16 protein-coding genes are annotated in these 16,251 nt (G+C 69.5%); 13 read left to right on the top strand and 3 right to left on the bottom strand.

Annotation, left to right across the window (positions count from 1 at the left end):
• Positions 1 to 139 precede the first annotated feature (139 nt).
• From OVA06_RS15750 to OVA06_RS15705, 10 genes are all read left to right on the top strand, one after another.
• A complete protein-coding gene (locus tag OVA06_RS15750; protein WP_268159564.1) occupies positions 140 to 676 on the top strand; it encodes a D-glycero-alpha-D-manno-heptose-1,7-bisphosphate 7-phosphatase in 537 nt (178 codons plus the stop codon).
• Positions 676 to 1,764, top strand: coding sequence for a glycosyltransferase family 9 protein (locus tag OVA06_RS15745; RefSeq protein ID WP_056077034.1), 1,089 nt, complete (start codon positions 676 to 678; stop codon positions 1,762 to 1,764). The genes OVA06_RS15750 and OVA06_RS15745 overlap by 1 nt, the downstream gene beginning before the upstream one ends.
• Entirely contained in the window at positions 1,761 to 2,789 is a 1,029-nt protein-coding gene (locus OVA06_RS15740) for a glycosyltransferase (protein ID WP_268159562.1), read from the top strand. The genes OVA06_RS15745 and OVA06_RS15740 overlap by 4 nt, the downstream gene beginning before the upstream one ends.
• Complete coding sequence (locus tag OVA06_RS15735; RefSeq protein WP_268159560.1) at positions 2,786 to 4,045, top strand: glycosyltransferase; 1,260 nt, start codon at positions 2,786 to 2,788, stop codon at positions 4,043 to 4,045. Before OVA06_RS15740 ends, OVA06_RS15735 begins: the two co-directional genes overlap by 4 nt.
• Complete coding sequence (locus tag OVA06_RS15730; RefSeq protein ID WP_268159558.1) at positions 4,042 to 4,743, top strand: D-sedoheptulose-7-phosphate isomerase; 702 nt, start codon at positions 4,042 to 4,044, stop codon at positions 4,741 to 4,743. The genes OVA06_RS15735 and OVA06_RS15730 overlap by 4 nt, the downstream gene beginning before the upstream one ends.
• Positions 4,740 to 6,200, top strand: coding sequence for a PfkB family carbohydrate kinase (locus OVA06_RS15725; protein ID WP_268159556.1), 1,461 nt, complete (start codon positions 4,740 to 4,742; stop codon positions 6,198 to 6,200). Before OVA06_RS15730 ends, OVA06_RS15725 begins: the two co-directional genes overlap by 4 nt.
• Before the next feature lie 73 nt (positions 6,201 to 6,273).
• Entirely contained in the window at positions 6,274 to 6,975 is a 702-nt protein-coding gene (locus OVA06_RS15720; RefSeq protein WP_268159554.1) for an SDR family oxidoreductase, read from the top strand.
• A gap of 53 nt (positions 6,976 to 7,028) precedes the next feature.
• A complete protein-coding gene (locus OVA06_RS15715) occupies positions 7,029 to 8,462 on the top strand; it encodes an aldehyde dehydrogenase family protein (RefSeq protein ID WP_268159552.1) in 1,434 nt (477 codons plus the stop codon).
• Positions 8,453 to 10,003, top strand: a complete 1,551-nt coding sequence (rfaE2, locus tag OVA06_RS15710) for a D-glycero-beta-D-manno-heptose 1-phosphate adenylyltransferase (protein ID WP_268159550.1) — start codon at positions 8,453 to 8,455, stop codon at positions 10,001 to 10,003. Before OVA06_RS15715 ends, rfaE2 begins: the two co-directional genes overlap by 10 nt.
• A 53-nt stretch (positions 10,004 to 10,056) precedes the next feature.
• Positions 10,057 to 10,986 (top strand): spermidine synthase, encoded by a 930-nt coding sequence (locus OVA06_RS15705; RefSeq protein WP_056077020.1) that lies wholly within the window; start codon positions 10,057 to 10,059, stop codon positions 10,984 to 10,986.
• On the opposite strand, the gene OVA06_RS15700 is transcribed toward OVA06_RS15705, so the two are convergent.
• Positions 10,983 to 11,879 (bottom strand): LysR family transcriptional regulator, encoded by an 897-nt coding sequence (locus OVA06_RS15700; protein WP_056077018.1) that lies wholly within the window; start codon positions 11,877 to 11,879, stop codon positions 10,983 to 10,985. The genes OVA06_RS15705 and OVA06_RS15700 overlap by 4 nt on opposite strands.
• A 130-nt stretch (positions 11,880 to 12,009) precedes the next feature.
• Between OVA06_RS15700 and OVA06_RS15695 the strand changes: the two genes are divergently transcribed.
• Both OVA06_RS15695 and OVA06_RS15690 read left to right on the top strand, forming a co-directional pair.
• Positions 12,010 to 13,392 (top strand): MFS transporter, encoded by a 1,383-nt coding sequence (locus OVA06_RS15695; RefSeq protein ID WP_056077016.1) that lies wholly within the window; start codon positions 12,010 to 12,012, stop codon positions 13,390 to 13,392.
• Between the two features lie 46 nt (positions 13,393 to 13,438).
• On the top strand, positions 13,439 to 14,188 hold the full coding sequence (locus tag OVA06_RS15690) for a 3-hydroxybutyrate dehydrogenase (RefSeq protein ID WP_056077015.1): 750 nt from the start codon (positions 13,439 to 13,441) through the stop codon (positions 14,186 to 14,188).
• Between the two features lie 67 nt (positions 14,189 to 14,255).
• Here OVA06_RS15690 and OVA06_RS15685 read toward each other — a convergent pair whose 3' ends face one another.
• Complete coding sequence (locus OVA06_RS15685; RefSeq protein WP_056077014.1) at positions 14,256 to 14,519, bottom strand: hypothetical protein; 264 nt, start codon at positions 14,517 to 14,519, stop codon at positions 14,256 to 14,258.
• Between the two features lie 260 nt (positions 14,520 to 14,779).
• Positions 14,780 to 15,157 (bottom strand): winged helix-turn-helix transcriptional regulator, encoded by a 378-nt coding sequence (locus tag OVA06_RS15680; protein ID WP_056077012.1) that lies wholly within the window; start codon positions 15,155 to 15,157, stop codon positions 14,780 to 14,782.
• A 140-nt stretch (positions 15,158 to 15,297) separates the two neighbouring features.
• Here OVA06_RS15680 and OVA06_RS15675 point away from each other — a divergent pair, with 140 nt between their 5' ends.
• Positions 15,298 to 16,164: an SDR family oxidoreductase gene (locus OVA06_RS15675; RefSeq protein ID WP_268159546.1), complete on the top strand. Its 867-nt coding sequence runs from the start codon at positions 15,298 to 15,300 to the stop codon at positions 16,162 to 16,164.
• Positions 16,165 to 16,251 lie beyond the last annotated feature (87 nt).

Here is a 16,251-nt window from a genome sequence, read left to right as displayed (position 1 = left end):
TCGGGCCCTGCCCCGCCCGGGCCGCGCCACACCACAGATCTCCTATCTTGCCTGTTCAGCGGGCCGGACACGTCGCTGTCCGACGCCCGGTGCAACGTTGGCCTGTTTAGGAACAGCAGCAGGAGGGAACAGGACCGACATGGGAAGCTCCGCAACTGCCAAGATCCGCGCCGTGCTGTTCGACCGGGACGGAACCCTGGTGGTCGACGTCCCCTACAACGGGAACCCGGCCCTGGTGCGGCCCATGCCCGGTGCGAGGGAAGTGCTGGATAGCCTGCGGGCCGACGGCATCGCCACGGGCGTGGTCAGCAACCAGTCCGGCATCGCCCGCGGACTCATCAGCGAGGACGACGTTGCCAGCGTCAATGCCAGGGTGGAAGAGCTCCTGGGCCCCTTCGACGTGTGGGAAGTCTGTCCGCATTCGGACCAGGACAACTGCTCCTGCCGTAAACCGGCGCCGGGAATGGTCCACAGCGCCTGCCGGAAGCTGGGCATCGACGAATCCGAAGCTGCCATGATCGGTGACATCGGCGCCGACGTCCTGGCCGCCGAGGCTGCCGGGGCCACCGGAGTCCTGGTCCCCACCCCGGTGACCAGGGCCGAGGAAGTGGCTGCCGCCCGGCTGGTGGCACACGACCTGGCCGGCGCCGTCGTCCTGCTCCGGGAGGCGCCGTAATGGGCCGGGTCCTGGTGGCCCGGCTGGACAGCATGGGCGATGTCCTCCTGGCCGGACCCGCAGTGCGGGCCGTCGCCAATGGCCGCGTCCCGGACGGCAGCGGCGCGAACCATGTGGTGATGCTGTGCGGCAGGCAAGGCGAGGCCGCTGCGGGACTCCTGCCCGGCGCCGCCGAGGTCTACAGCTGGGACAGCCCGTGGATCATGAACCCGGCTCCCAAAATGACGGGCCCCCACGCGGACCGCCTCATCGAGTACGTCCGCAACTCCAGGATTACCGAAGCCGTCATCCTCACCTCGTTCCACCAGTCCCCGCTGCCACTGGCACTCCTGCTCCGGCTGGCCGGCGTCGAGCGGATCACGGGCGCCTCGACGGACTTTGCGGGCTCCCTGCTCGATGTGCGGCTCAAACCCGGCGAGGACTTTCCCGAAGACCAGCCGGAAGCCGAACGTGCCCTGGGCATCGCCGAAGCCGCAGGATTCAGGCTCCCCCAGGGCGACGACGGCAAGCTCCACATCACTCCCGGCCCGGATGTGCATGACCTCGTGGGAGACGGACCGTATGTGGTGGTCCACCCGGGCGCCGCCGTGCCGGCCAGGGCGTGGCCTCCGCTCCACCACGCCGCCGCCGTCGAACTCCTCCAAGGCGCAGGCCACCGCGTGGTGGTGACCGGGGGCCCCGGGGAAACCTCGCTGACGGCAACCGTGGCCGGGCCCTCCGCGCTGGACCTCGGCGGCCGCACCGATGTGCATACGCTCGCCGGTGTCATGGCCGGTGCTGATGCGGTGGTCACCGGAAACACCGGCCCCGCCCACCTGGCGGCGGCGGTGGGCACACCGGTGGCCTGCCTCTTTTCCCCCGTGGTCCCGGCCATCCGCTGGGCACCGTACGGGGTGCCGCTGGAGCTGCTGGGAGACCAGAACGCGGCCTGCCGGCTGACCCGTGCCCGCATCTGTCCCGTCCCCGGCCACCCCTGCCTGGACTCCGTATCCCCCGAAGAAGTGGTGGCAGCCGTTGAACGCCTGATCGGCGGCGTGAGCTCCTTCAGCACCCACGTCAGCACCCGTAGAAAGGCCCGCAACAGATGAGAATCCTGCTCTGGCATGTCCACGGATCCTGGACGGACGCCTTCGTCCGCGGCAGGCACGAGTACCTGCTCCCCGTCCTGCCCGAAGGCGGCCCGTGGGGCCTGGGCCGCGCCGGCCGCAACTGGCCGGACTCGGTGCGGGAGGTGGACTTGGCGACGCTGGACGCAGGCTCCGTTGACGCCGTCGTGCTTCAACGGCCGGAAGAACTCAGCGAAGTCTCCCGGGTCCTCGGCCGGACCCCCGGGGTGGACCTGCCCGCGGTCTTCGTGGAGCACAACACACCCAAGGGTGATTTCCCCTTCACCCGGCACCCGCTGGCGGACCAGAACACCATCCCCCTGGTGCACGTCACCCACTTCAACCGGCTCGCCTGGGACAACGGATCAGCCCTGTCCAAAGTCATCGAGCACGGCATCCCCGACCCCGGGCAGCTCTATACGGGGGAGCTGCCGGACCTGGGCGTGGTGGTCAACGAGCCCGTGCGCCGCGGCCGGGTGACGGGTACCGACCTGCTGCCCGCCTTCGCCGCGGTGGCGCCGCTGCAGGTGTTCGGAATGAAGACCGAGGGGCTGGCAGCTGCCGCCGGCATCGGGACCGGCCGGCTCACCCCGCGCGGTGACCTGAAAACGCAGGAACTCCACCGGGAGCTGGCACGCTGCCGCGTCTACCTGCACCCCATGCGCTGGACTTCCCTGGGCCTGTCCCTGCTGGAGGCCATGCACCTGGGCATGCCCGTGGTGGTGCTGGCCGCCACCGAAGCTCCCCGGGCAGTCCCGCCGGAAGCCGGGGTGGTGTCCTCGGACATCGACGAGCTGCTCCGGTGCGCGCGCAGGCTGGTCGCCAACCCGGATGAAGCACGACGGCGGGGCGTGGCCGCGCGCGAGGCCGCTCTGGCCCGCTACGGGCTGGGTAAATTCCAGGACAGCTGGGACGGGCTCCTGGCGGATCTCGCGCGCAGCCCCTCGGCCCGCCACCGGCCGGACGGGAAGATCCTTGTTACGGCGCAAGAAAGGAAGACCGCATGAAGATCGCGATGATTTCCGAACACGCCAGCCCGCTGGCAGCCCTGGGCGGCGTGGACGCCGGCGGGCAGAATGTCCACGTGGCCGCACTGTCCGAAGCGCTGGCCAGGCGCGGACACCAGGTCACCGTGTATACCCGCAGGGACGCGACGGAGCTTCCCGCCCGCGTAAAGGTTGGACCCGGTTTTGAAGTGGTCCATGTGGACGCCGGCCCGCCGCGGCACGTTCCCAAGGACGAGCTGCTGCCGTTCATGGGTGAACTGGCCGACGGCGTGGCCCGGGATTGGGACCAGCGGCCCCCGGACGTGGTCCACGGACACTTCTGGATGTCCGGCCTGGCCGCCCTGGACGCCGCCCGCCGGGCCGGCTCGGGCTGCCGGGTCCCCGTCATCCAGACCTTCCACGCACTGGGCACGGTCAAGCGGCGGCACCAGGGTGCCGAGGACACCAGCCCGCAGGAACGCCGCTGGCTTGAACCCGGCGTCGGGCGCTCCGCGGACCGGATCATCGCCACCTGCTCGGACGAGGTCTTCGAGCTCAAAGCCATGGGCATCGACACCGGAAAGATTTCCATCGCACCCTGCGGCGTGGACCTGGACGTCTTCGGGCCGGATGGTCCGGTGGACGCCAAGCCCCGGTCCCACCGCATCCTGTCGGTGGGCCGGCTGGTGCCGCGCAAGGGCGTGGACCTGGTGATCAGCGCCCTGCCGCACCTGCGCGCAGCGGGCTTCGCCGACGTCGAACTCCTCATCGTTGGCGGCGGCGGGGACTCGGGTGCCCTTCATTCAGACCCCGAGGTGCGACGGCTGCTGGACCTCGCCGCAGCACTCGGCGTCCGGGACCAGGTGGTGCTGGAAGGCCAGGTGCCCCGCGGGGACATGCCCGGCATCTTCCGCAGTGCCGATGCAGTGGTGTGCGCCCCCTGGTACGAGCCGTTCGGCATCGTTCCCCTCGAAGCCATGGCGTGCGGCGTGCCGGTGGTGGCCGCAGCCGTGGGCGGGCTGCGGGACACCGTGGTGGACTCCGCCACCGGCCTGCACGTCCCGCCCCGCGACCCGGAAGCCATCGCTTCGGCCCTGGCCCTGCTGCTGGGCAACCCCTCGTTGCGGTCCGAACTCGGCGATGCCGGCCAGCGCCGCGCCCGTGCCCGCTATTCGTGGGACCGGGTGGCTGCGGAATCCGAAAAGGCCTACAAGCTGGCGGTGGCGGGTGCCGCCGCCCACCCGGCAGCCATCCCCATGGAAGGAGCGGCACTGTGACTGCTGAATCATCCCTCCGCGACATCGACCTGGCGCACCTGGCCATGGCGCCGGCCCTCCCCGCGGTGCTGCCCGGCGCCGCGTACGTGGATTCCGCCAGCGCCGACGTCGTCAGGCTGCACCTCGACAACGTGGTTCCCGCCCTGGAATCCCTGCGCAGCCAGTCAGGCCGGCTCGCCGCCTGGGGTGTGGAGCTGGCCCACCGGATGCTCCGCGGGCAGCGGCTGCTGGCGGCCGGAAACGGCGGCTCCGCCGCCGAAGCCCAGCATCTCACCGCTGAACTGGTGGGACGGTTCGACGGTGAGCGGGTCCCGTTCTCCGCCATCTCCCTGCACGCGGAAACATCCGCCATGACGGCCATCGCCAACGACTACGGGTACGACGACGTCTTCGCCCGCCAGGTGCGCGCCCACGGCCGCTCCGGGGATGTGCTGGTCCTGCTGTCCACCAGCGGCAAAAGCCCCAATCTGCTGCGCGCAGCGGAGGCAGCGTCCCGCCTGAACATCACCACCTGGGCGCTGACTGGTGCAGGGCCAAACCCCCTGGCCGGCGCCTGCGATGAAGCCGTGATGATCGATGCCCTCAATGCCAATGCCCAGGAGGGCCACCTGATCGCTCTGCACGCCGTCTGCCGGGCCTTCGACCTCGAGGTGGCCCGCCACAGCCCGGCCGTCCTGCAGCAGGGAGGCCGGCCATGAGGATCGTGGTGGTGGGCGACGTGATGCTGGATGTGGACCTCTCCGGCGAGGCGACCCGGTTGAGCCCGGATGCACCCGTCCCGGTGGTGGACGTTTCCGAAATCCGCAGCCGCGCCGGCGGCGCCGGCCTGGTGGCGCGGATGCTGGCCGGGGAAGGCTGGCCCGTCACCCTGGTGACGGTGTTCGGCGATGACGACGCCGGGCGGCAACTCCGCGGCCACCTCGCCGGCGTGCGGCTGGTGTCCGGCCCCAGCGGCCACCCCACGCCGGTGAAAACCCGGGTCCGGGCCGGTTCCCATGCCGTGGTCCGCTTCGACCAGGGGTGCGGCAGGCCACCGGTACCGGCGATGTCGCCTGCCATGCTTCGCGCCGTGGAGGAAGCCGGTGCCATCATCGTGGCCGACTACGGCAGGGGAGTGGCGGCCAGCCCGGAGCTGCGCCGCCTGCTTAACAGGCGCACCGCGGAAGTGCCCGTCATCTGGGACCCGCATCCGTCGGGGCCGGAACCGGTGCCGGGAGTCGCCGTCGTAACACCCAACCTGGCGGAGGCCACCAAAGCCGCCGCCGCTTACGCAAGCACCGCCCCAGGTGACGGTGTGCCCGGCGACCCGGCCGCCGTCGTCGGACGCATCCTGCTTGAACGCTGGCAGAGCACCGCGGTCCTGGTGACCAAGGGTTCGGAAGGGGCCGTGCTGCTGCAGCGGGACAGCGTGGCCCCACTGGATGTTCCGGCGCCGCGGGTGGAAGCCGGGGATCCCTGCGGGGCCGGCGACCGCCTCGTTGCAGGCCTGGCAGTCCACCTCCTGGCCGGCAGCGCCCTGCCCGAGGCAGCGGAACTGGCCGTCAACGATGCCGCCGACTTCCTGGGCGCCGGTGGTGTCTCTGCCTTGCCTGACCGGAGCACGGACCACGGCGGGCCCCGGGACGGCGGCGGGGATGCATCGGCATCAACCGGTACGTCGGTGGAACGGCCGGCGGATGGGCCGGCACCGCTCCGGCGCCCCACCGAGCCGCTGCTGCTGGCCCGCGCCGTCCGCGGCAACGGTGGAACGGTGGTGGCCACTGGCGGCTGCTTCGACCTGCTGCACGCCGGCCACGTGCGCTCGCTGGCCGCCGCCCGTGAACTCGGCGACTGCCTCATCGTCTGCCTGAACTCGGACAGCTCGGTCCGGCGGCTCAAGGGCCAGGAGCGCCCCATCATCGGCCAGCAGGACAGGGCCGAACTCCTGTTGGCCATGGAGTGCGTGGACGCCGTGATGGTGTTCGACGAGGACACCCCGGAAGCTGCCCTGGACCGGCTTCGCCCTGACATCTGGGTCAAGGGCGGTGACTACAAAGGTTCCCGGTTGCCCGAAGCGGAGCTCGTGGAGAGCTGGGGCGGCCGGTGCGTGACTGTTCCCTACCATCCGGCGCGGTCCACCACCGGACTGGCCGATGCGCTCGCCAAGGTGGGCTGATTTCCCCTATCCGCCCACCACTCCGCACAACACACAACACCCGAAGATTTGATTCCCCGTTGAAAGGAACACCATGACTGCAGATGCCAACAACCCCGGACGCGTACTGGTTACCGGAGGTGCCTCCGGGCTGGGGGCGGCCGTCGTCGAAGCCGTCCTGAAGGCAGGCGGAACGCCCGTGGTGCTGGACCGCGATATCAGCAGCGTGGCCGGCGTGAAGGCGTTCGAAGTGGACGTTGCGGACCGGCTGGCCGTGGAAGCGGCGGTCCGTGAGGCGGCTGGGACGGTGGGCGGCCTGGACGGCGTGGTCACCGCAGCCGGCATCGACCGCTGCGGCAAGCTCGCCGACGTGGAGGCCACGGAGTGGGAGAAGGTCATCGGGGTGAACCTGATGGGCACCGTCTCCGTAGTGCGCGCCGCGCTGCCCTACCTGAAGGCCACCCACGGCCGAGTCATTACCGTCGCCTCCACTCTGGGCAAACGCGCCGTGGCCGACGCCACCGCCTACTGCGCCTCCAAGTTCGGTGTGGTGGGTTTCAGCCACGCCCTCGCGGCGGAAACCGGAGGAGAGATCGGCGTGACCACCATCATCCCCGGTGGCATGAAGACCCGGTTCTTCGATGACCGCACCGAACAGTACAAGCCGCAGGACGATTCGCGCCTCAACGATCCCGCCAACACCGCCCAGGCCATCCTGTTCGCGTTGAACCAGCCCCGGGGCTGCGAGGTCCGCGAAATGCTGATCTGCCACGAGGAAGAAGGGTCCTGGCCGTAAACCCAGCCCTAACCCGGCCACAGGCCACGTCCGCACACGACGGGAGGAACCCCATGCCCACCACAGCGATCGACACACCAGCAGGCCGGGACACGGCCGAATCCGGCGGCATCACCATCACGGACCCGCGCACCGGCGAGGTCCTTTGGACAGTCCCCGAAGCGGGCCCGGAAGCGGTGAACCATGCCGTGGAGGTGGCCCGCAGGGCAGCGCCGGAATGGGCCGCCACCGCTCCGGCGGACCGCGGGGCAGCGCTCAAGGCTGCGGCCCGGGCGCTGGATGCCGCCGCGCAGGAGCTGGCAGGGCTCAATGCCAGCGAAACCGGGCGGCCCGTGGAGGAAGCGCTGGCCGGCATCGGCGCGGCTGTTTCCACCCTTGAGCAGTACGCCGAGCTTGCGCCGGTGCACCGGGGCCACAGCCTCCGGGGCAACCGGCTCGCCGCCGACTACACCGTGGCTGAGCCGCGCGGTGTCGCGGTGCTCCTGACGCCGTGGAACGATCCCGTGGCCGTGGCCTGCGGCCTGATCGGTGCCGCCCTGGCCACGGGCAACACCGTCATCCACAAGCCGAGCGAACGCTGCCCGCGGCTGGGCGAGGCGCTTGGCGAGGTCCTGGCGCCGGCCTTCCCGCCCGGAGTGTTCCTTACCGTTTCCGGCGGGGCCGCCGTTGGCGCACTGCTGTCCCAGTCCGAGGTGGACGTACTGGCGCACGTGGGCTCAAGCGCATCAGGCGCCCGGATTGCCCGTGCGGGCGCCCTTACCGGTGCACACGTGCTCCGCGAGAACGGCGGCAACGATCCGCTCCTGGTGGACCGCGACGTCGACCCCGCCTGGGCAGCGGAGCAGGCCGCCATCGGCGCCTTCAGCAACAGCGGCCAGATCTGCACGGCTGTGGAGCGGATCTACGTCCACCGGGACATCGCGGAACCATTCACCGCGGCGCTCCGGGCTGAGGCTGCGCGGCGCAACAGCAACGGATCCGTGGCCCCGCTGGTGGACCGGCGGATGCGCGACGAGGTCCACGCGCAGGTCACCGACGCCCTCGGGGCCGGCGCCACCGCAGTGGAGGGAGGCGACCTGCCGGACGGCCCGGGATCCTTCTTCCCGGCCACCGTGCTGGTTGATTGCACCGGACAGATGCAGGTGATGACGGAGGAAACCTTCGGCCCGGTTGCCCCGGTGCAGGTGGTGGACTCGTTCGACGACGGCCTGCGGCTCGCGTGCAGCGGCAAGTACGGCCTCGCGGCCACCGTCCTGAGCAGCAACATCGCCCACATCCAGCAGGCCGTGGCGGCCCTGCCGGTGGGAACGGTCAAGGTCAATGCGGTGTTCGGCGGCGCTCCGGGCGGCGCAGCCCAGCCCCGCGGCGACAGCGGAGCCGGGTTCGGCTACGGGCCCGAACTGCTGGACGAGTTCAGCCAGGTCAAGGTGGTCCACATCGCCGCGCCGCCGGCGCCCTCCGCCGAACAGGGCCAGCCATGGGCCTGAACCCGGAAACAGCCGACCTTTCCACCCAGCGGGCGCTCGCCGAATGGCTGCCCGGGCGGCTCGCGGCAGAGCAGCCGAGCGTCCTGGTGATCGGTGACCTCATGCTGGACGGCTGGTGGAGCGGCACCATCGAGCGGCTCTGCAGGGAGGCTCCGGCGCCGGTGGTGGACATCGCCGTCCGGGACTCCTTTCCCGGCGGCGCGGCAAACACCGCCATGAACCTGGCCGCCCTGGGTGCGCGGGTCTCCGTTGCCGGCATCATCGGCAGGGACGACGCCGGCGCGGACCTGCGCCGCCAGCTCGAGGCGGCCGGCATCGACGTCCGGCACCTGCACTCCCACCCGGACATGGTGACCACCACCAAGATCCGGATCAGCAGCGGCGGCCAGGTGATGCTCCGCATCGATGACGCCGCCCGGACCGTTCCCGCCGAAGCGCTCGCCGAGCTGGCCTCCTCGGTGAGCGCCGCCGTCGAACGCCGGGATGCCGTGCTGGTGTGCGACTACGGCAACGGCGTGCTCGCGGACCCCGTGCAGGAAAGCCTGGTGGCAGCCCTGGCCACTGCCGGGGCTGCCGGGAACCGCCGCCCGCTGGTGGTGGTGGATTCCCATGACCCACGGCCCTGGGCGCCGCTGCGGCCGGACCTGGTCACGCCCAATGCGCAGGAGGCCGCACGGCTGCTCGATGTCCGGCTCCCCGAAGGGCCGGACCGGGCGGACACGGTCACCGGGCAGGCGCCGGCGCTACTGGCAGCCACCGGCGCCGCAGCGGTGGTGGTCACCCTGGACCGGGACGGCACCGTGCTCATCAGGCCCGACGGCGCCACCCACCGCACGTGGGCACGTCCGGCTGCCGAGAAGCAGGCCTCCGGGGCGGGCGATACCTTCGTGGCGGCGCTGACCCTGGCGCGCTCCGCCGGGTTGCCGCTGACGGCGAGCCTGGACCTCGCCCAGTCTGCCGCGGACGTCGTGGTGCACCAGCCCGGAACCTCGGTGTGCAGCACCAGCCAGCTCAGCCGGTATCTGGCAGCCTTCGCGGACACTGCCCTGGGCGCTGACGAGCTCAAGCAGCAACTGGACCTGCACCGGTCCGAGGGGCAGCGCATCGTGCTGACCAACGGGTGCTTCGACGTCCTGCACAGCGGCCACACCCGCTACCTGAACCAGGCCAAACAGCTGGGTGACGTCCTGGTGGTGGCGCTGAACAGCGACGACTCCGTCAGCCGCCTCAAGGGGCCGGGGCGGCCCATCAACGCCGTCGCGGACCGGGCGGCAGTGGTGGCGGCCCTGAGCTGCGTGGACTACGTGACTGTTTTCGACACCCCCACCGCCGAACCGCTGATCCGGCAGCTCCGCCCCGACGTCTACGCCAAGGGCGGCGACTACACGCCGGAAATGTTGGCGGAGACACCTGCAGTTGAGGAGTCGGGCGGCCGGGTGGCCATCCTGGACTACGTGGCCGAGCGTTCCACTACCGCCGTGGTCAACCGCATCCGCGGCGGGCAGGGAGCCGCCACGGCGCTGCAGGGCTCGGGCGAGTAGGCCCGCCGCAGTTCCACTAGGGTTGGATCCATGACTGAGGCGGGGCACGGGTAATGGCGAAGCGCGGAAAGCCGGGCGGCCGGGGACGTGCTGCGGCCGGCGTCGTGGAAGGTCCGGGCCCCGGTTCCAAAGGGCCGGTGGAAGGCGTCTACTACGTTGATACCGGTGACTGCGAGCTGATCGCGGACCAGGACAACTCCAGCGGCTGGCTCCTGAAAATCAACGGGGTCATGAGCTCGCATATCGACCTCGCGGACCCGCTGTTCCTCGACTTCGAATACATGCGCTGGATTGCGGCGCTCATAGAGTCCCGCTGGCCGCCGTCGGACGTTTCGTCCGCCCGGGGCGGGGCCGCCGATAACCCGGGCAAGTTGCGGGGGCTCCACCTCGGCGGCGGAGCCTGCTCCCTCGCGCGGTACTTCGCCGCAGCCTACCCGGACGCGCGGCAGGTGGTGGTGGAACTCGACGGCAAGCTCGCCGGGTACGTCCGCGGCTGGTTCGACCTGCCCAAGGCGCCGCTGCTCCGGATCCGGGTGGGGGAGGCCCGGGAGGTGACCGAAACCCTCACCGCGGACACCCGCGACTTCATCATCCGGGACGTCTTCGCCGGCGCTTTCACTCCGCGGCCGCTGACCACCGCCGAGTTTAACCAGCATGTCCGCCGGGTCCTTGCCCCGGGCGGCATGTACGTGGTGAACTCCGGGGACGCCCCGGACCTGAAGAATGCCCGCGAGGACGCCGCCACCATCGCCGCTTCCTTCAAACACACCCTGATCATCGCCGATCCCGCCATGCTCAAGGGGCGGCGCTACGGAAACATGGTGATGGCCGGCAGCGACGTCCCCTTCGGTGACGACCCCAAGCTGGCCCGCAGGCTGCTGGGCGGGGCAGTACCGGCGCACATCTGGGACGACGCCCAGGTCCGCGCCTTCGCTGCCGGCATCCCGGTGCGCCACGACCCTCCGGCACCTCCGGAGGATTAGCCCCTTCCCAGGAGCTTCTCCCGGTGCATCGTCACCTGTTCGCGCAGGGCCTGGACGACGGCGGCAACGGCCGGGCGGCGCATCGAATCAGGCCGCAGCACCATCCAATAGGGGAGCAGCTCGGCGATCCGGTCCGGGAGCAGCCGGACCAGGTCATCGTGCAGGTCGCCCATGAAACATGGAAGGAAGCCGATGCCGGCGCCGGCGCGGGTCGCTTCAACGTGGACGAAGACGTTGGTGGACGTGAGCCCGTCCCGCATTGCCGGAACCAGGCGCCGCGGGGCGTCCAGGAGGTCCACCTGCAGCATGGAATCCACGAAGTAGACCAGCGGATGCCCGTTGAGGTCAGCCACGGTGGCGGGTGTGCCATGCTCCGCCAGGTACGCGCGGGATGCATACATCCCCAGCATGTACTCGCCCAGCCGGACCGCCTCCGCGCGGTGCACCTGCGGCTCACCCACCACCACTTCGATGTCCAGGCCGGAGCGCTGCTGCAGCGCACGCCGGGTCATGGTGACCACCTCCACGCTCAGCCCGGGGTGCGCGCGCCGCAGCCGGGCCACCGCGGGCGCGGCAATGTACGCACTGAAACCGTCCGTCGCCGTCATGCGTACGACGCCGGTAATGGGGTCGGGTGCGCGGCCGCCGGGTCCCAGCGTGGCCAGGACCTCCTCCACCTGCTCGGCCACGCGCACCGCCCGCCCGCCCAGCTCGGTCAGCTCCCAGCCGCCCGCCGCCCGCGCCAGGACGCGCCCGCCGAGCGACTTCTCCAACGACGCGATCCTGCGTGAAACGGTGGTGTGGTTCAAGCCCAAAGCCTGTGCCGCCGTCGTGAATTTCGCCGAACGTGACACCTCAAGGAGGACCAAAAGATCATCGGGGTTGGCATTCATATCTGCAATTGTGCACACAGCGGGTGCTGGTTTGGCCATTGAAGGCGCAAGTTTGTGCAGGAATACTCAGGGTAGTCATTTGTGCTGGAGATCACAGCACGTGTCAACGTGGACACTAAGGAGAAAACCAGTGAGCGTAGGAGAACGCCCGGCCAACCAGGGCGCCGGAACCCCCACAAAGGGTGGAGGACTAAAGAAGATCGTGGCCGCCTCCATGGTGGGCACCGTGGTGGAATGGTATGAGTTTTTCCTCTATGCCACCGCCGCCACCCTGGTCTTTGGCAAGTACTTCTTCCCCTCCACCGGCAACGAGCTGGACGGCATCATCCAGGCCTTCATCACTTACGCGGTGGGCTTCGTAGCCCGTCCGCTGGGCGGCATTGTCTTTGGCCAGATCGGCGACCGGCTGGGCCGCAAGCCCACCCTGCAGCTGACCATCGTGATCATCGGCGTCTCGACGTTCCTGATGGGCTGCCTCCCCGGCTTCGCCGACATCGGCTACCTGGCACCGGCCCTGCTGGTGTTCCTGCGCTTCATCCAGGGCTTTGCCCTCGGTGGTGAATGGGGCGGCGCCGTCCTGCTCGTGGCCGAACACAGCCCCAACAAGACCCGTGCCTTCTGGTCGAGCTGGCCGCAGGCCGCGGTGCCGGTGGGGAACCTGCTGGCCACGCTGGTCCTTTACATCATGTCCTCCACCCTCAGCAGCGAGGCCTTCCTCGGCTGGGGCTGGCGCGTAGCGTTCTGGCTCTCCGCCGTGATCGTGTTCGTGGGCTACTACATCCGCCGGCACGTCTCCGAAGCCCCCATCTTCCTCGAAGCCAAGGAGCTCGTGGAGAAGGAGAAAGCTGTCAGCTACGGCGTGGGCGAGGTCATCCGGAAGTACCCCAAGGGCATCCTGCAGGCCATGGGCCTCCGTTTCGCCGAGAACATCATGTACTACCTGGTGGTCAGCTTCGCCATCGTGTACCTGAAGAGCGTCCACAAGTACGACACCTCCTCCCTGCTGCTGGCGCTGCTGATTGCCCACGTCATCCACTTCCTGGTGATCCCGCAGGTGGGCCGCCTGGTGGACCGCTGGGGCCGCAAGCCTGTCTACCTGGTGGGTGCAATCACCGGCGCCACCTGGCCGTTCTTCGCCTTCCCGATGTTCGATACCCGCAACGCGGTGATCATTGTGCTCGCCGTAACCATCGGCCTGTGCCTGCACGCCTTCATGTATGCCGGCCAGCCCGCCATCATGGCCGAGCTGTTCCCCACCCGGATGCGGTACGCCGGCGTCTCGCTCGGATCCCAGGTGACGTCCATCTTCGCCGGTTCGCTGGCGCCGCTGCTGGCCACCCAGTGGCTCAAGGACACCGGTTCCTGGCTCCCCACCGCCATCTACCTGGTGGTTGCCTGTGCCATTACCGCGTTCGCCGTGCTGAGCCTGCGCGAGACCAAGGGGATTGCGCTGCAGGACGTGGACAGGGCCGACGCCGCCCGCGAGGGTCTGCTCAAGGCCTCCGCGCGCTGAGCCGCCACGGCACCACGACAGTCCGCGCGTACGAAGGGATTTTGAGATGGAACACGAACTGAATGGCCGGAAGGCCCTGGTCACCGGCGGTGCCGGCGGCATCGGCGCGGCCTGCGTCCGGGAACTGGCCGCCCGCGGGGCGAAAGTGGTGGTGGCCGACGTCGACGCGGCAGCGGCTGCCGCCCTCGCCGACGAAGTGGGCGGCACGTCCTGGGCCGTGGATCTGCTGGACGTGGACTCGCTCGCCACCTTGAGCTTGGACTGCGACATCCTGGTCAACAACGCCGGGATCCAACGGATCAGCCCCATCGAGGAGTTCGATCCGGTGCAGTTCCGCCGGATCCTGGCCCTGATGCTGGAGGCGCCGTTCCTCCTGGTCCGTGCCGCCCTGCCGCACATGTACGCCAACAAGTTCGGCCGCATCATCAACCTGTCCTCGGTGCACGGGCTCCGCGCCTCCCCGTTCAAGAGCGCCTACGTATCCGCCAAGCACGGCCTGGAGGGGCTGAGCAAGGTGACAGCCCTTGAGGGCGGGGAGCACGGCGTCACGTCCAACTGCGTCAACCCCGGCTACGTCCGTACACCGCTGGTGGAAAAGCAGATCGCGGACCAGGCGGCTGTTCACGGCATCCCCGAATCCGAAGTGCTGGCCAAGGTGATGCTCACGGAGGCGGCCGTCAAACGCCTGGTTGAGCCGGAGGAAGTGGCGTCCCTGGTGGCATGGCTGGCCTCGGACCACGCCGGCATGGTGACCGGCGCCAGCTACACCATGGACGGCGGCTGGTCGGCCAAGTAGGACTTCCGTTGCTCGCCAACCGGTGGGCGAAGCAGTAAATGCCAGGCTGGGCTGGCCGCTTCGGCGGTCAGTCCAGCCTTCGCAGTTGCCGGTGGTCGTAGAAGAAGAGCCCGCGGACGGTTTTGACGCCAACAGTGGTTCCCTCCTGCGTCACCACAGTCCCCTCGTGCCTGCCGTTGAAGGGATCGTCCCCCAGCACGGCATCCCCGATCCGGTAGGGGCTGCGGGGGCGCAGTGCCTCAACCGCCCTGCCCCATCCCAGCGCCACCGCTGAGCCAAGGCTGATGGGGCGGCCCATGCCGGACAGGTCCTGGACATTATTCGTATCCATGCGTACCAACTCCCAGGCGGCAGCTTGCCGCTCAGTCGCGGTGCCTGGTGCCGGAACGCTCCCCAGCAGAGGATGGTCCTCCTAATCCCGGCGTGCACCTTACGCCAAAGCTAGGCGCTAATCACACCAGTCACACCAGTAACAGGTACTCAGGTTTAAATGCAGCACTACCCGGAGGAGGACACGGGAAGGTCACGGAGCAGGCGGCCCTGTGGGACCGGGCTGCAGGGGACGCGGACCAGCCTGTGCGGCGCCCTATCTCATGCCCTGCCGTTGATGATCTCCTCGGCATTGTCGAAGGTCCACGCCACCAGCGGAACCAGCAGTGCGCTGAGTTCGTAGCCTTTTTCCGTCAGGCTGTAGTCCACCCGCGGCGGGATGACAGGCTGTGCGTCCCTGCTCACCAGCCCGTCCCGTTCCAGCGTTTTCAGAGTCTGGGCCAGCATCTTCTCGCTGATGCCCTCCGCCCTTCGCCGCAGTTCGCTCCAGCGCTGCGACCCCTCGGACAGTGCAATGAGGATCAGGACGCCCCATTTGCTGGTGACGTGGTCCAGGAGCGTCCGGCTGGGGCAGCCGGCCGGGAACACGCCGCCGGAAAAGCTGAGCGGAAGGGGAGCGGGCTGCAGGGTTGCGTCCATGGCATCAGCTTACCGCCGGGTCAGTACCTTACGGCGGGGTGAGTACCTTACTTCAAAGTGCGTACTCTCTTTCGGGAAGTAACCACACAGGGGCATGGTTGTGCCCTTCGACAGAGTAAACACCCCGAAAGGACCCACCCATGAGCATCGTCGTTACCGGAGCCACCGGACACCTGGGCCGCCACGTCCTCGAAGCACTGCTGGAGCGCGACGTTCCTGCCGGTGACATCGTGGCCGCCGGGCGCTCCGTGGACAAGCTGGCGGATTTCGCCGCCAAGGGCGTCCGTGTCGTGTCCGTCGATTACTCCGACCCGGACTCCGTGGCAGCTGCCCTCAGGGGTGCCACCCGCGTCCTGCTGATCTCCGGCAGTGAAGTGGGCCAGCGGGTGGAGCAGCACCGCACCGTCATCGAGGCCGCCAAGGCCGAGGGCGGCGTGGAACTCCTCGCCTACACCAGCATCGCCAACGCGGACACCACCGGCATGAAGCTGGCGGACGAGCACAAGGCAACGGAGGAACTGCTGCGTGAATCAGGCGTACCGTTCGCCCTGCTGCGTAACGGCTGGTACCTGGAGAACTACACGGAGCAGCTGCCCGGGACCCTCGCGCAGGGTGCCATCGCCGGCAGCGCAGGCGACGGCAAGGTCAGCGGCGCGTCGCGGCAGGATTACGCCCAGGCGGCCGCGGCAGTGCTGGTGGCCGACGGCCAGGCCGGCAAGGTGTACGAGCTTGGCGGCGACCACGCCTTCAGCATGGCCGACCTTGCCGCGGAAATCACCGCGGCCACGGGCACGGACATCAGCTACAACAACATGCCCAGCGGCGATTACGCAGGCCTCCTGGCCCAGGTGGGTGTTCCGCAGGCGTTTGCGGAGATCCTGGCAGACTCGGACCTGGGCATCGCCCGGGGCGATCTCCTGGTCAGCACCGGCGATCTGCGGAAGCTGATCGGACGCCCGACGACGTCCCTCGCCGAGGCGGTCCGGTCCGCCGCGGCTTCGGCCTAGCAGGCGCAAACGGTGCCCGGTCCCTTACGAAGGGGCCGGGCACCGTTGCGTCTCCGGTCAGCTGTGTTGCTGTGCTTCCCGTCTGGG

Origin of the sequence: Pseudarthrobacter sp. SL88 (assembly GCF_026672455.1) — a bacterium.
Lineage (GTDB): Bacteria > Actinomycetota > Actinomycetes > Actinomycetales > Micrococcaceae > Arthrobacter.
This window is presented reverse-complemented; position numbering and strand designations above follow the sequence as displayed.

What these genes read in the sequence shown, in the direction of transcription:
- OVA06_RS15750 (WP_268159564.1), top strand. Translation starts at nt 140, where the DNA reads ATGGGAAGCTCCGCAACTGCCAAGATCCGCGCCGTGCTGTTCGACCGG.
- rfaE2 (WP_268159550.1), top strand. Translation starts at nt 8,453, where the DNA reads ATGGGCCTGAACCCGGAAACAGCCGACCTTTCCACCCAGCGGGCGCTC.
- OVA06_RS15700 (WP_056077018.1), bottom strand. Translation starts at nt 11,879, where the DNA reads ATGAATGCCAACCCCGATGATCTTTTGGTCCTCCTTGAGGTGTCACGT.
- OVA06_RS15725 (WP_268159556.1), top strand. Translation starts at nt 4,740, where the DNA reads ATGAGGATCGTGGTGGTGGGCGACGTGATGCTGGATGTGGACCTCTCC.
- OVA06_RS15735 (WP_268159560.1), top strand. Translation starts at nt 2,786, where the DNA reads ATGAAGATCGCGATGATTTCCGAACACGCCAGCCCGCTGGCAGCCCTG.
- OVA06_RS15680 (WP_056077012.1), bottom strand. Translation starts at nt 15,157, where the DNA reads ATGGACGCAACCCTGCAGCCCGCTCCCCTTCCGCTCAGCTTTTCCGGC.
- OVA06_RS15740 (WP_268159562.1), top strand. Translation starts at nt 1,761, where the DNA reads ATGAGAATCCTGCTCTGGCATGTCCACGGATCCTGGACGGACGCCTTC.
- OVA06_RS15745 (WP_056077034.1), top strand. Translation starts at nt 676, where the DNA reads ATGGGCCGGGTCCTGGTGGCCCGGCTGGACAGCATGGGCGATGTCCTC.
- OVA06_RS15675 (WP_268159546.1), top strand. Translation starts at nt 15,298, where the DNA reads ATGAGCATCGTCGTTACCGGAGCCACCGGACACCTGGGCCGCCACGTC.
- OVA06_RS15685 (WP_056077014.1), bottom strand. Translation starts at nt 14,519, where the DNA reads ATGGATACGAATAATGTCCAGGACCTGTCCGGCATGGGCCGCCCCATC.
- OVA06_RS15705 (WP_056077020.1), top strand. Translation starts at nt 10,057, where the DNA reads ATGGCGAAGCGCGGAAAGCCGGGCGGCCGGGGACGTGCTGCGGCCGGC.
- OVA06_RS15715 (WP_268159552.1), top strand. Translation starts at nt 7,029, where the DNA reads ATGCCCACCACAGCGATCGACACACCAGCAGGCCGGGACACGGCCGAA.
- OVA06_RS15720 (WP_268159554.1), top strand. Translation starts at nt 6,274, where the DNA reads ATGACTGCAGATGCCAACAACCCCGGACGCGTACTGGTTACCGGAGGT.
- OVA06_RS15690 (WP_056077015.1), top strand. Translation starts at nt 13,439, where the DNA reads ATGGAACACGAACTGAATGGCCGGAAGGCCCTGGTCACCGGCGGTGCC.